Annotated in this window: 14 protein-coding genes; 7 read left to right on the forward strand and 7 right to left on the reverse strand. The window is 61.4% G+C overall.

The genetic code is table 11. From position 1 onward, the window contains the following. Positions 1–5: 5 nt before the first annotated feature. Both V1294_RS29420 and V1294_RS29425 read right to left on the reverse strand, forming a co-directional pair. Positions 6–875, reverse strand: a complete 870-nt coding sequence (locus V1294_RS29420) for a branched-chain amino acid ABC transporter permease (protein WP_334358903.1) — start codon at positions 873–875, stop codon at positions 6–8. Between the two features lie 161 nt (positions 876–1,036). Continuing rightward, complete coding sequence (locus V1294_RS29425) at positions 1,037–2,215, reverse strand: ABC transporter substrate-binding protein (RefSeq protein WP_417021116.1); 1,179 nt, start codon at positions 2,213–2,215, stop codon at positions 1,037–1,039. 360 nt (positions 2,216–2,575) lie between these two features. On the opposite strand from V1294_RS29425, the gene V1294_RS29430 reads away from it, so the two are divergent. Next, positions 2,576–2,854 (forward strand): hypothetical protein, encoded by a 279-nt coding sequence (locus V1294_RS29430; RefSeq protein WP_334502055.1) that lies wholly within the window; start codon positions 2,576–2,578, stop codon positions 2,852–2,854. Here the strand turns inward: V1294_RS29430 and purU are convergent. Beyond that, a complete protein-coding gene (gene purU / locus V1294_RS29435) occupies positions 2,851–3,714 on the reverse strand; it encodes a formyltetrahydrofolate deformylase (RefSeq protein WP_334502058.1) in 864 nt (287 codons plus the stop codon). The genes V1294_RS29430 and purU overlap by 4 nt on opposite strands. A gap of 139 nt (positions 3,715–3,853) precedes the next feature. Between purU and V1294_RS29440 the strand changes: the two genes are divergently transcribed. Together V1294_RS29440 and V1294_RS29445 are read left to right on the forward strand one after the other, a co-directional pair. Then, positions 3,854–4,699: a uroporphyrinogen-III synthase gene (locus tag V1294_RS29440; RefSeq protein ID WP_334502060.1), complete on the forward strand. Its 846-nt coding sequence runs from the start codon at positions 3,854–3,856 to the stop codon at positions 4,697–4,699. Between the two features lie 706 nt (positions 4,700–5,405). Further along, entirely contained in the window at positions 5,406–5,738 is a 333-nt protein-coding gene (locus V1294_RS29445) for a hypothetical protein (RefSeq protein ID WP_334502063.1), read from the forward strand. A gap of 350 nt (positions 5,739–6,088) precedes the next feature. On the opposite strand, the gene V1294_RS29450 is transcribed toward V1294_RS29445, so the two are convergent. From V1294_RS29450 to V1294_RS29465, 4 genes are all read right to left on the reverse strand, one after another. Beyond that, positions 6,089–7,069 (reverse strand): Bug family tripartite tricarboxylate transporter substrate binding protein, encoded by a 981-nt coding sequence (locus tag V1294_RS29450; protein WP_334502065.1) that lies wholly within the window; start codon positions 7,067–7,069, stop codon positions 6,089–6,091. A gap of 111 nt (positions 7,070–7,180) precedes the next feature. Next, positions 7,181–8,125, reverse strand: a complete 945-nt coding sequence (fcl, locus tag V1294_RS29455; protein ID WP_334502067.1) for a GDP-L-fucose synthase — start codon at positions 8,123–8,125, stop codon at positions 7,181–7,183. After that, on the reverse strand, positions 8,106–9,191 hold the full coding sequence (gmd, locus tag V1294_RS29460; protein ID WP_334502069.1) for a GDP-mannose 4,6-dehydratase: 1,086 nt from the start codon (positions 9,189–9,191) through the stop codon (positions 8,106–8,108). The genes fcl and gmd overlap by 20 nt, the downstream gene beginning before the upstream one ends. 92 nt (positions 9,192–9,283) lie before the next feature. After that, complete coding sequence (locus V1294_RS29465; protein ID WP_334502071.1) at positions 9,284–9,958, reverse strand: Crp/Fnr family transcriptional regulator; 675 nt, start codon at positions 9,956–9,958, stop codon at positions 9,284–9,286. 309 nt (positions 9,959–10,267) lie between these two features. On the opposite strand from V1294_RS29465, the gene V1294_RS29470 reads away from it, so the two are divergent. Genes V1294_RS29470 through V1294_RS29485 form a run of 4 tightly spaced genes read left to right on the forward strand, consistent with a single transcriptional unit; the run spans position 10,268 to position 14,059 of the window. After that, positions 10,268–11,089: an ABC transporter ATP-binding protein gene (locus V1294_RS29470; RefSeq protein WP_334502073.1), complete on the forward strand. Its 822-nt coding sequence runs from the start codon at positions 10,268–10,270 to the stop codon at positions 11,087–11,089. Further along, entirely contained in the window at positions 11,086–13,017 is a 1,932-nt protein-coding gene (locus V1294_RS29475; protein ID WP_334502075.1) for a long-chain fatty acid--CoA ligase, read from the forward strand. The genes V1294_RS29470 and V1294_RS29475 overlap by 4 nt, the downstream gene beginning before the upstream one ends. Beyond that, complete coding sequence (locus V1294_RS29480) at positions 13,014–13,169, forward strand: hypothetical protein (protein WP_334478733.1); 156 nt, start codon at positions 13,014–13,016, stop codon at positions 13,167–13,169. The genes V1294_RS29475 and V1294_RS29480 overlap by 4 nt, the downstream gene beginning before the upstream one ends. Continuing rightward, positions 13,166–14,059, forward strand: a complete 894-nt coding sequence (locus V1294_RS29485; protein WP_108513280.1) for a branched-chain amino acid ABC transporter permease — start codon at positions 13,166–13,168, stop codon at positions 14,057–14,059. The genes V1294_RS29480 and V1294_RS29485 overlap by 4 nt, the downstream gene beginning before the upstream one ends. Position 14,060 lies beyond the last annotated feature (1 nt).

Consider the following 14,060-nt stretch of genomic DNA (forward strand, 5'->3'; position numbering starts at 1 on the left):
CGGGCTCATCGCGTGGCGGTGCGGCCGAACAGGCCGTTCGGACGCCAGATCAGGATCACGATCATGATGGTGTAGATGACGAACGGGCCCATCTTGGGCACGTAGTACTTGCCAGCGACGTCGCCGATGCCGAGCAATAGCGACGCGAGGAACGGCCCGGTGATGCTGGAGGAGCCGCCGACGGTGACCACGATCAAAAAGTAGATCATGAATTTTAGCGGAAAATACGGATCGAGCCCGAGGATCTCGGCGCTCAGGGCGCCGCCGAGACCCGCAAGGCCGCAGCCGAAAGCGAAGGTGAAGGCAAAGACCTGCGGCACGTTGATGCCGAGGCCGCTTGCCGCGCGGGGATCGTCCACGGCCGCGCGCAGGCGGCTGCCGAAGCGGGTCTTCGCCAGGATCAATTGCAGCGCCACTGTGAGCAGGCCGCAGATCACGATGATCATCAGCCGGTAGCGGCCGATGCCGACGCCGAAGAAATCAAACTGGCCCTCGAGCGCCGCCGGCAGCTTGATGAAGATCCGCGACGATCCCATGATGTAGTCGACCGCCGCCACCGACATAAAGGTCAGGCCGATCGTGAACAGCACCTGATCGAGATGGCTGCGGGTGTAGAGGTGGCGGTAGAGCGTTCGCTCCAATAACACACCTATCGCGGCGGCCGAGACAAAGGCGAGCGGAAGCGCCGTGAAGAACGGCCAGCCGGAATTGTTGACCAATACCGCGCAGATATAGCCGCCGGTCATGGCGAAGGCGCCATGGGCAAGGTTGACGAAATTCATCAGCCCCAGCGTCACCGCCAACCCGCAAGCGAGCACGAACAGCAGCATGCCGTAGGCGACACCGTCGAACAGGATGGTGAAGAGCGTGGTCATGGATAAGGTTGAGCCTCTACGTGGGACTCGTCATTCCGGGATGGTCCGAAGGACCAGACCCCAGGTGCGCAATTGCGCACCGGGGAATCTCGAGAACCTCAGGTGCGCAATTGCGCACCATAGTTCGCGCTGACGCACGCCCCGGGATGACGACTTCGCCGTTACTTCTTCGTCTTGCCGGAATCCTTCACCGCCTCGAAGGTCGCGAATTCGACGTTGTAGAGTTCGCCGTCGACCTTCTCGACCTTGCGGATATAGATGTTCTGCACGATGTCGCGGGTTTCCGGATCGATGGAGATCGGGCCGCGCGGGCTTTCCCACTTCATGCCCTTCATCGCCGCGATCAGCGCATCGCCGTCGGTCTTGCCGCCGGTCTTCTTTAGCGCCTCGTAGATCAGGCGGATGCCGTCATAGCCGCCGACCGCCATGAAGCCCGGGCGCGAGCCGAAGGCCTTCTTGTAGGCGGCGACGAATTCCTTATTTGCCGCCGAGGGATGCGCCGCAGAATAGAGATGCGCGGTGACGGTGCCGAGCGCCGCATCGCCCATGCCGTTGAGCAGATCGTCGTCCATCACGTCGCCGGGACCGATCACCTTGATGCCCGACTTGTCGAGCCCGCGCTCGGCATATTGCTTCATGAAGTTGCCGCCCTGTCCTGCCGGCACGAACACGAACACGGCGTCAGGCTTGGAATCCTTCATGCGCTGCAGGAACGGAGCAAAATCAGGGTTTTGCAGCGGCACCTTCACCTCTTCCACGATCTCGCCGCCACCGGCGGTGAAGTTCTGCTTGAAGAAGTTCAAGGCGTCGTTGCCGGGCGCATAGTCGGAGGTCAGCGTCGCCACCTTCTTGATGCCGTTCTTGGCGGCCCAGTCACCGATGATGGTCGACGACTGCGCCAGCGTGAAGGAGGTGCGCACGATATAGGGCGAACGCTCGGTGATGATCGAGGTGCCCGCCGCCATCACGATTTCCGGAACCTTGGCCTGCGTCGCCAGCGGCGCCGCCGCGAGTGCAGCGGGCGTCACGCCAAAACCCGCGATGAAATTGACCTTGTCGTTGACGATCAGTTCCTGCGCGAGGCGCTTGGTGTTGTCGGGAACCGCCGCGTCGTCCTTCAGGATGACTTCGATCTTCTTGCCGGCGACGGTATCGCCGTTCTGCTGCATGTAGAGCTTGACCGCGTTGTCGATCTGCTTGCCGGTCGATGCCTGGCCGCCGGTCATCGGCAGGATCAGGCCGATCTTGACGGTCTCCTGGGCGTGAGCCGGCGCGAACGCCAGCATTGCCGCGACGGCGCCTGTGGCCAGCAACATGTGACTGCGAATAGACATGAACATTTCCCCCTGATCGGCCTTGTGTCCTCGAACCGAGTCCCCGGCCCTTGATCTCCACCATAACCCAGATTTTTCGACCGGGTAGCGCGGCAACATGGCGTCCTTGGCTGCCCTTTTGTCAATCGGACCATTGGCGTGCCGCGGCGAAAGTTGCCGGGGCAACGGGAACTGTCGTGAAATACGCGACGGTATTATAATATGATCCGATATTGCTGCCCGACGTCTCCCAAGCGCGACCGCCTATTTGTACGATTGTACAAATGAAATGGTCCTGTCAACAAAGAAGCGCCCTTGCTGGTTTGCTGAAGGGCAGCGCCGCCCTAAATCCATCATCCTTAAAGGGTCAGACTGTACCTTCTGCCAATGCCGATCAGCGCGCGCCATATTGTCACGATCATCACCGTTGCCCTCGCGGGCTGCGGCATGGTCGGTTGCGGAACGATCAACGAGAAGCTGGCCGCCGGAGTCAGCGACGCCATTCCGGCGGCGATCGGCGGCATGCCCGCGGACGCGCCGCCGCGTCCCGGGACCGCGAAATACGACGAGTACATGCGGGAGCGCGAGCGAAAGCGCCTGCTGCCGGCATCCGAACGGGGCGAGGAAGCAAAGCCCGCGCCCTCATCGCAGGACGCAGCTCGCTAATCCATGAACACTACGGTCTTGCGGCCATTGAGGATCACGCGGTCCTCGAGATGATGGCGCATGGCGCGCGCCAGCACGCGGCGCTCGATGTCGCGGCCCTTGCGCGAGAGATCTTCCGGCGTGTCGCGGTGGCTGATGCGCTCGACGTCCTGGTCGATGATCGGGCCTTCGTCGAGGTCGCGCGTGACGTAATGCGCGGTGGCGCCAATCAGCTTGACGCCGCGCTCATGCGCCTGGTGGTAGGGCCGCGCGCCCTTGAAGCCCGGCAGGAACGAATGGTGGATGTTGATACAGCGCCCCGACAATTTTGCCGACATCTCGTCCGACAGTATCTGCATGTAGCGCGCCAGCACCACGAGATCGGTCTTGGTGTCCTGAACCAGTTTCCAAACCGCCTCTTCCTGCTCGCGCTTGGTTTCCTTCGTCACCGGCATGTAGTGGAAAGGGATCTCGCCGAAATCGAGATTGCCGTAGGTCTCGCGCGGGTGGTTGGAAACTACAGCGGTTGGGATCATCTCGAGTTCGCCGGTGCGCCAGCGATAGAGGATATCGACCAGGCAATGATCGGACTTGGAGACCAGCAGCATCACCCGGCGGCGGCTGGCGCGGTCGCGCATCTGCCAGTCCATGGCAAAGCGGTCGGCGATCGCGGTGAAGCCGGTTTGCAGGGCCGTCAACTCGACCGCGAGATCGGCCGCGGTGAACACCACCCGCATGAAGAATTTTCCGGTTTCGATGTCGTCGAACTGCTGGGCGTCCAGGATGTTCTGTCCGTTATGGGCGAGAAAGGTCGACACCGCGGAAACGATGCCGGGACGATCCGGGCAGGACAGGGTCAGGACGAACTGGTGATCGGGCATGGCGAGGCTGACTACAATTCGGGCAAAAGGGTGAAGCGGCGATTGCGGCCCTGCTCTATCACCGCGCATACGCTTGCGCCAATCCCGAAACCGGGGGCAGGATGAACAAAGCGCGAAGCAACAGCGTTGGAGCGAGATCATGGCAGACAGATTGAACGGTTACCGCATCCTGATCCTGGAAACGCGCGAGGAAGCGCAGTTTTCCCGCCTGCTTACCGAGCAGGGCGCCGACGTGCTGCAATGTCCGATGTTCACCATCCACGACGCGCCGGACCCGGCGCCGGTCGAAGCCTGGATCGGGCGGTGCATTGAAAGGCCCTTCGACGACGTCGTGCTGATGACGGGCGAAGGCCTGCGCCGGCTGATGAAGGTGGTACGGCGCATGGGCACCGAAGCGGCATTCGTCGCCTCACTCGGCAAGGCGCGTACATTTGCGCGCGGGCCCAAACCGGGCAAGGCGCTGCGCGAAATCGGGCTGGAACCGCAGATGACGACGGAAAAGCCGACCTCCGAAGGCATAGCCGAGATGCTGTCGCGCCTCGATCTCGGCGGCCATCGCCTCGGCCTGCAGCTTTACCCGGACAAGGATCACAGCGTCCTGATCGGCGCGATCAAGGCGCAAGGCGCCGAGGTCGATACCGTGCTGCCCTATGTCTATGATGCGCAGGCCGCCGACGCCAACATCATCGCCGCGATCGACGAGATGGCGGCAGGCCGCATCGACGCGATCGCGCTGACCAATCTCGGCCAGGTGCGCCGTCTCATCGAGGTGGCGCGGGCGCGCGGTTGCGAGGACCGGTTACGTGAGGGGCTAGAGCGCACGCCGATCGCTTCCGTTGGACCGGCCGTATCGGACGAACTCAAGTCTCATGGCCTGCGCACCGATATCTATCCAGCCGACGACGCGTTTTTCATGCGGCCGCTGATATCGGCGATGGCGGCGGCGCTTTCGAAGAACCCACCACGCGCGGCTGCAAGAATCTAACGGTTCAGCCATAATCCGGATTACTTGCGACTTGCCAAAGATCTGCTTTGCCGCGGATTGCGGACACTACGCGCTGATCTCCGCATGTCTGCGCCAAAAGCAGAAGTTCGAGCCTTTTCTGCAAAGCTGCGTTTTCGCCCGCCACGATTGATTGACCGGCTTGGCGTGATCGGCGGAGACAAGTGGTATGATGTCCTATCGACTGCCGCAACAAGGAAAAGGTACGAATGTTCATGGGCCCGCTCAATTGGCAGTTCGACACTGACGGCTCTGCCGCCGGTCAACCAGGGCGTTAGAAGGCAGCATGAATCGCCTAAGATACCCCACGATTGCCGCAGCTTTGGCGACCGTTCATCTAGCGTTGGCGTTGAGCTGTCTTCTCGTCAGTTTTTCCTTGGGAATGGGGCGCTTCGACTCGGGTGGCGATATGAGCCAACTCGAAAGTTTGGCCAAGGCGCTTTCGGACACGCTCCTTTCGCCGATCTCACATGTACAGACCAAGGGATCATCGTCCCCGATACAGTGGGCGGTCGTTGTTGCAAACAGCATTCTTTGGGGTGCCGTTCTTGCAGTACCGGTATGGGCATTGGCACGACTGTTAAGGGGGAAAGGTGCTGCGTGAACCATCGTGCGCCGCGTCTGACCGCGCACAGCGGTGGTGGCCGGCCGCTCAACTCGGTCGTTGGGAGACAACGTGAGAATGTTCTTGTCTAGATTGTTGATGGTAATGAAATTTATCGTGCCCGCCCTCTATATTGCGGGAGCAATAGTGATCTGGCTGGATTTTTTAAGATCGAACCCTGATGGCCTTGCCAATATTTGGATTGCAATCTACACGTTTCCAATTGTCATAATTGGCACCTTTCTACTGCAAGGCGAATTCCCATATGTGCCTGGCCGCTACTATGAAGCGCACGCCCTGTACTTCTGGCCGAGTGTTGCCCTTCTCACTCTTGCATTATTTTTCGTTTTCCATGCCTTGCAGAAAATCGTTCATCCGGCCGCTTCAATGGACGCGCAAAAAGCCGCGCGCGACTGAACCCATTCGTTAATCGACCCGAATGTCTGCTTTTCAATTGTCCGACCGGCGGCTTCGGGTCGATTTTGTTGAAAAAGGTCCTTTTTCGCTGATGACTGAAAACTCTCAGGGCCGCTGGTGCGTCTCTCTCGCTGCGAGGTGAGGGACCACAATTACGCTAGAATGATCGCTGGCTCTTGTATCGATTCTACAGAGCCTTGCAGCGGCTGAAATCGCCGATGCGCTACATTTGCGAGATTTTCGGAGCCCCAAGGTTTTCGAGTTTTCAACACAATCGGTCACTTACGGACATGACGGGCGGCCTATCGCGGCCACTGTCTTGCTTAGCCGCCAGTTTGATGAATATCGTCCTAATCCACCTTCGCGCCGGCGAACTTGACCACCTTGCCCCATTTCTCGGTTTCGACCGCCACCAGCTTGCCGAAGTCGGCGGCCGAGCCCGGCAGCAGGATGGCGCCGATCTCGGTGAACCGCGCCTTTGCCTTCGGATCGGCGAGGATTTCGTTGACTGCCTTGTTGAGCCTGTCGACGATTTCGGGCGGCGTGCCTTTCGGCGCCGCGAGGCCATACCAGGCGCTCGCCTCGTAGCCCGGAAGATAATCGGCGACCAGCGGCAGATCCGGCAACACGTCCGAACGCGTCGTGCTGGTGACGGCGAGGCCGCGCAGCTTGCCGGATTTGACGTGCTCGGCGCAGGTCGGAAGATTGTCGAACATCACCTGCATCTGGCCGGACAGCATGTCGGTGAGTGCCGGCGCGCCGCCGCGGTAGGGCACGTGCTGCATGTTGATGCCGGTGAGCATCTTGAACAGTTCACCTGACATGTGGATCGTCGACCCGTTGCCCGATGACGCCATGTTGAGCTTGCCGGGATTGGCCTTGGCATAGGCGATCAATTCAGGAATCGATTTGATCGGCAGCGATGGGTGCACCACCACGACATTGGGAAAGCGGATGATGCCGGCGATCGGCTCCATCTCCTTCATGAAATCGAACGGCAGCTTGTCATAGAGCGTGGCGTTGATGGCGTTGGCCGGGGCGACGAGAAGCAGCGTGTAACCGTCCGGCGTAGCGCGCAGCACGGACTCGGTGGCGATGTTGGTGCCGCCGCCCGGCCGGTTTTCGATAACGAATGATTGCCCGAGCTTTTCCGACAGCCACTGCCCCATCAGACGCGCGGTGAGGTCTGCCGAGCCGCCTGGCGTGTAACCGATCACGATGCGAACCGGCCGCGCGGGGTAGGCCTGCGCGCTTGCACTTCCGGATGCGAGCGGAAGCGCAGCCGCACCGGCTGCGAATTGCAAAAATTGACGACGCTGAAATTTTTTCATGTCTCCTCCAACGTACCGGCGGCTCTTGCGGCCGCCTGGGTGCGCATACTATCCGTGGAGCGTCGTGAAGCCGACAGATATTCTCAGTCCGGAGGCGGAAGGTTTACCGCGTCACTTCGTCTCGCTCAGGAAAGCCTGATAGGCGAGCCTGATGCCATCCTCCAGCGAGGTAGAGGCTCGCCAGCCAAGCCTGGTCAGCCGGCTGACGTCGAGCAGCTTGCGCGGCGTGCCGTCCGGGCGCGAGGTGTCGAAACCGATCTCGCCAGTGTAGCCGACGGTCGCTGCGACCACCCGGGCGAATTCGGCGATCGTGATGTCCTCGCCGGTGCCGATATTGACCAGCTCATCGCCGGAATAGGTCTTCATCAAATGGATGCAGGCGTCCGCGAGATCGTCGACATAGAGGAATTCGCGCCGCGGCGTGCCGGTGCCCCAGACCACGACCTCGCTCGCGCCGGACATCTTCGCCTCGTGGAAGCGGCGGATCAGGGCGGCGACGACGTGGCTGTATTCGGGATGATAATTGTCGCCGCTGCCGTAGAGATTGGTCGGCATCACATTGATGAAGTCGGCGCCATATTGGCTGCGATAGGCCTCCACCATCTTGATCCCGGCGATCTTGGCAATCGCATAGGGCTCGTTGGTCGGCTCCAGCGGCCCTGTCAGTATGGCATCCTCGCGCAACGGCTGCGGCGCCAGCTTCGGATAGATGCAGGACGAGCCGAGGAACATCAGTTTCTCGGCGCCATGGACATGCGCCGCATGGATCACGTTCGCCGCAATTACCAGATTGTCGTAGAGGAATTCGGCGCGCAGCGTGTTGTTGGCGACGATGCCGCCGACCTTGGCGGCCGCGAGAAACACCACCTGCGGACGCTTTGCGGTGAACCAGCGGTTGACCGCGGCCTGATCGCGCAGATCGGCCTCGCCGCGGCTCGCCGTCAGCAGTTCGACGTTTTCCGCCGCCAGCCGGCGCACCAGCGCCGAGCCGACCATGCCGCGGTGGCCGGCGACGTAGACCGTCTTGCCCTCCAGCTCAAACGGCAGGCTTGCCATTGGCCACCTCCCGCCGCGCCTCTGCGAGATCGCTTGCGACCATTTCCTTGACCAGCTGGGCGAACGAGGTCTTGGGCTTCCAGCCGAGTTTCTCGCGCGCCTTGCTGGCATCGCCGACCAGAAGATCGACTTCGGTCGGCCGGAAGTAGACCGGATCGATCCTGACCAGGGTCTTGCCGGACTTGCCGTCGACGCCGGTTTCATCGACGCCCTTGCCGCGCCATTCGATGGTGCGGCCGACTTCGGCGAACGCCAGCTTGACGAATTCGCGCACCGAACGGGTCTCGCCGGTCGCCAGCACGAAATCGTCGGGGACATCCGCCTGCAATATCCTGTGCATGCCCTCGACATAGTCCCGCGCGTGCCCCCAGTCGCGCTTGGCTTCGAGATTGCCGAGATAGAGCGCCTCTTCCAGACCAGTCTCGATCCGGGCAACGCTGCGCGTGATCTTGCGGGTCACAAACGTCTCGCCGCGGATCGGGCTCTCATGGTTGAACAGGATGCCGTTACTGGCAAACATGCCGTAGGCCTCGCGGTAGTTCACCGTGATCCAGTAGCCGTACAGCTTTGCGACGCCGTAAGGCGAGCGTGGATAAAATGGCGTGCTCTCCTTCTGCGGTACCTCTTGCACCAGGCCGTAGAGTTCCGAGGTCGAGGCCTGATAAAACCGCGTCTCCTTCTCCATGCCGAGGATCCGGATCGCCTCGAGTAGCCGCAGCACGCCGATGGCGTCGGCATTGGCGGTATATTCCGGGCTCTCAAAACTGACGCCGACATGGCTCTGGGCGGCGAGGTTGTAGATCTCGGTCGGCCTGATCTGCTGCATCAGCCGGATCAGGTTGGTCGAGTCAGTCATGTCGCCGTAATGCAGCAGGAACGGCACGTTGCGGGAATGCGGATCCTGGTAGAGGTGATCGATACGGGCGGTGTTGAACGAGGACGACCGCCGCTTGACGCCATGGACGGTGTAGCCAAGGCCGAGCAGATATTCGGCAAGATAGGCGCCGTCCTGGCCGGTGACGCCGGTGATCAGCGCCACGCGCCGCTGTGAATCCTGAGCCGTCATATCTTCTCCAAACGCGTTCTCGCGCAGGCCATAGCATTTCGACCCCCGCCAAGTCTATCGCCAAAGTCTTTTAAAATCAGTCTCTTAGGGGCTTAATCTCCGTGGTGGCGCAAGCGTTCGAGTTCGATGATGGTGACGCCACCATATTCGAGCCGCAGCAGGCCTTCCTTCTCCAGCCGCTTCAGGCACTGGTTGGCATTCTGCCGCGAAATACCGGACAACGCTCCGATTTCTTCCTGCGTGATCTCCAGATGGCGCGTCATGTCCGGATAGAGAATCGGGTTGAATAGCGAGGCGATCGAACGCGCGACGCGGCTGGTGGCGTCGAGCGTGCGGCCGTGTTCCACCGCGCCGATGAACTGGCCAAGCCGCTCGTTGAGCTGCCGGACCAGAAAGCGGTTGAATGCGACACTGTTCTCGAACAGCCAGAAGAAGGTATTGCGATCCATCAGCGCCAGCCTGGTATCGCGCAACGCGACTACGTCGTAACGGCGCGGCTCGCTCTTCAGCATCGAGCCCTCGCCAAACCAGGCGCCTGCCGTGAGGCCGGCGAAGGTCGCGGCCTTGCCGCCGCTCGACACGGTGCTCATCCGGGCAAGGCCGGTGACGATGCCGGTCCAGTAGTCGAAGGCATCGCCGCGCATGAAAATATGTTCGTTGGCGCGATAGGATTTCTCCACGATGCCGCCACGGGCGACCTCGATTTCCCGATCGTTGAGTTCGCGCGACCACGCCGCGATGCGCTTGAGATATTCCGCAGCAATCATGATCGCATCGACCGTCGCGTCCCCATCGATTCTCTTGCTGCACTGCAGCAGAAGCGCTCTCAGACGAAATTTCCCGACCAATTGTCAGGCAAAAGACATTTCAAACTATCGCATTGCCCTAAGGAGAGCCACCTCGGTACGCGCCGTCCATGGCGCGGTGGCGGGGTGCGACGCTACCACGCGTGACATCGTCCGGCATCGATAGTCGGATGGCCTGTCTGTCACCGCCGATGTAGGATCGCGCATGCGATTGCGAACGATAGATATAAATAAAGAGCGCTGCTCAAGCGCCATATCTGGAGGGAATGAGTGGCTTACACGTTGGAAGTGCGCGGGGTATCTCTGCGCTTCGGTGGCGTCCGTGCGCTGACCGAAGTCTCCTTCGGCGTGAACGAGGGCGAATTGTTCTCGATCATCGGCCCGAACGGGGCCGGCAAGACCTCCATCGTCAATTGCATTTCCGGCCGCTACAAGCCGACCGAAGGCCAGCTTTTTTACCGCGGCAAGGACATCACCGGCCTCAATCCAAACGCGCGGCCCCGGCTGGGCATCGGCCGCACCTTCCAGAACCTGGCGCTGTTCCATCACATGAGCGTGCTCGACAACATCATGGTCGGGCGGCACCACCTGCTGAAGAACAACTTCATCACGGGCTCGCTGTACTGGCTGACCGGCGCACGGCGCGAGGAACTCGAGCACCGCCGCAAGGTGGAGGAGATCATCGACTTCCTCGACCTCCAGTCCGTGCGCAAAGCCACCGCCGGCACCCTGCCCTACGGCCTGCGCAAGCGCGTCGAGCTCGCCCGCGCCATGGCGCTGGAGCCGCAGCTGATCCTGCTTGACGAGCCGATGGCCGGCATGAACTTCGAGGAAAAGGAGGACATGGCGCGCTACATCGTCGATCTCAACGAAGAGTTCGGCATGACCGTCATGATGATCGAGCACGACATGGGCGTGGTGATGGACATCTCCCACCGCGTCATGGTGCTGGATTTCGGCCGCAAGATCGCCGAGGGCGATCCGGCGTCCGTGCTCGCCGACCCCCATGTCAAGCGCGCCTATCTCGGAGAAGAGGATGAAGCTCTCGTCGACCCCGACGATACGCCGGCGCCTCGGGAGAGCGTGGCATGATGGATTACGCCGGACGCGCCGCGCAGGCGGATACTTTTCCGAAACTGTTGCGCCTCAACGCGAAGGAACACGGCGGCGAGATCGCGTTGCGCGAAAAGGACCTCGGGCTGTGGCGCGTCTTCACCTGGAACGACTACCAGAAGCGCGTGCATGATTTCGCGCTCGGCATGCTCGAACTGGGTCTCGGCCGCGGCGACGTCATCGGTATCATCGGCGACAACCGGCCGGATTGGGTGGCGGCTGAAATCGCAACGCATGCCATCGGCGCCATGAGCCTCGGCCTTTATCGCGACGTGCTGGACGAGGAAGCGGCCTACCTTCTCAGCTATGGCGACGCAAAACTGGTGTTCGCCGAAGACGAAGAGCAGGTCGACAAGCTGCTGGCGCTGGCCGATCGCGCCCCCAACCTCAAGCACATCGTCTATTCCGATCCGCGCGGCATGCGGAAATACGACGATCCGCGCTTGATGGAGGCGGAAAAGCTGGCCACCATGGGTCGCGACCGCGCCGCGCGCGAGCTCGGCCTTTACGATCGGCTGGTCGATGCCACCGGCGGCGAGGATGTCGCGATCCTCTGCACCACCTCGGGCACCACCGCCAACCCCAAGCTGGCGATGCTCGCAGCCGGGCGCGTGCTGAAACATTGCGCGACCTATCTGGCATTCGATCCGAAGGGGCCGGACGACGAATATGTCTCTGTGCTGCCGCTGCCCTGGATCATGGAACAGGTCTACGCGCTCGGCAAAGGGCTGCTGTGCCGGATGAAGGTCAACTTCGTCGAAGAGCCCGAGACCATGATGCACGATTTCCGCGAGATCGCGCCGACCTTCGTGCTGTTCGCGCCGCGGCTCTGGGAATCGATCGCTGCCGATGTGCGCGCCGGCGTGATGGATTCGTCGCCGCTGAAACAGAAGCTATTCGACGTCGGCATGAAGACGGGGCTTACGGCGCTGGCCCATGGCAAGCGATCGATGTTGGCCGACCAGTTGCTGTTCCGCGCGCTGCGCGACCGCCTCGGCTTCACGCGGCTGCGTTCGGCCGCGACGGGCGGCGCCGCGCTCGGGCCGGATACTTTCAAATTCTTCCAGGCGATGGGCGTGCCGTTGCGCACGCTCTACGGCCAGACCGAAATGTTGGGGGCCTACACACTTCATCCCTTTGGCAAGGTCGATCCGGATACGACGGGCGTGCCGATGGCCGACGACATCGAGCTCCGCGTCGACAACCCCGACATCAACGGCGTCGGCGAAATCGTCGTGCGGCATCCCAACATGTTCCTCGGCTACTACAAGAATCCGGAAGCCTCGGCCGCCGACATGAAAGACGGCTGGATGCATTCCGGCGACGCCGGCTATTTCAACAACGACAAGCAGCTCGTCGTCATCGACCGCATCAAGGATCTCGCCGAGACCTCGCGCGGCGAGCGCTTCTCGCCGCAATATCTGGAGAACAAGCTGAAGTTCTCGCCCTACATCGCCGAGACGGTCGTGCTCGGCGCCGGCCGCGATACGCTGGCGGCAATGATCTGCATCCGTTACTCGATCATCTCGAAATGGGCGGAGAAGAACCGCATCTCGTTCACGACCTATACCGACCTCTCCTCGCGCCCCGAGGTCTACGCGCTGTTGCGCAAGGAGGTCGAGGGCGTCAACGCCACGCTGCCGCCGGCACAACGCATCTCGCGCTTCCTGCTGCTCTACAAGGAACTCGACGCCGATGACGGCGAGCTGACCCGCACCCGAAAGGTCCGCCGCAGCGTCATCAACGAGAAATACGCCGACATCATCGACGCGATCTACGGCGGCAAGAGCGACATTCCCGTCGACACCGTGATCCGCTTCCAGGACGGCACCACCCAGCGCATCCGCACCACGCTCCGGGTGGTCGATCTCGGCCATGATGCGCCGATGGCGGAGGCCGCGGAATGATGGCGATGTCTGCCAGCAGCGCCGCAAAATTGATCGTCATGCGCGGGCTTGACCCGCGCATCCATCATCTTTCGAAGAAGCGCTTTTTTAAGCAATGGATCGCCGGGTCAAGCCCGGCGATGACAGCTTGTACGTCCGGTGACTTCGCATGAACACCCAGCTTCTGATCCAGCTCCTGGTCAACGGCCTCGTGGTCGGCACGCTCTACGGCGTGGTCGCGATGTCGTTCGTGCTGATCTACAAGGCGACGCAGGTCGTGAACTTTGCACAGGGCGAACTGTTGCTGGTCGGCGCCTGGGTGTGCTGGTGGCTTCTCACCAAATATCAGGTGCCGTTCTATCTGGGCATGCCGATCACGCTGGTCTTCATGTTCCTGTTCGGCATCGCCATCCAGATCGTCATCCTGCGCCCGATGATCGGCGAGCCGATCATTTCCGTGATCATGGTGACGATCGCGCTGTCGACGGTATTCTCCGCGCTGATGAAGTGGATGTTCGGCGTCAATTTGCAGCCGTTCCCGCGCATCTTCCAGACCCAGAACGTCAACATCCTCGGACTGCAGGTGCAGACCGTCTATCTGATGAGTCTTGCGGTCTCGGTGGCGATGATGATCGGTATGGCGTGGTTCTTCCGCCTTTCCAAATACGGTCTCGCCATGCGCGCCACCGCGTTCAACCAGCAGGTTGCACAGTCGCTCGGCATCTCCGTGAAAAGCGTATTTGCGATGGCCTGGGCGATCTCGGCGACCGTCTCCGCCGTCGCCGGCGTGGTGGTGGCCGTCGTCAACGGCGTCTCGGCCGGGCTTTCCGCCTATGGCGTCAAGGTGTTTCCGGCGGCGATTTTGGGCGGCCTCGACAGCGTCGGCGGCGCCGTGCTCGGCGGCATCATCATCGGGCTATTGGAAAACTTCGCGCATTTTCTCGACAGCGAATATCTGCACTGGGGCAATCTCTACGAGATCGCGCCGTTCTATGCGCTCATCATTATCCTGATGATCAAGCCGTACGGCCTGTTCGGCACCAAAGACATCGAGCGGGTGTAAA

The organism is Bradyrhizobium sp. AZCC 1678 (assembly GCF_036924765.1).
In the GTDB taxonomy this organism is placed as follows: Bacteria; Pseudomonadota; Alphaproteobacteria; order Rhizobiales; family Xanthobacteraceae; genus Bradyrhizobium; species Bradyrhizobium algeriense.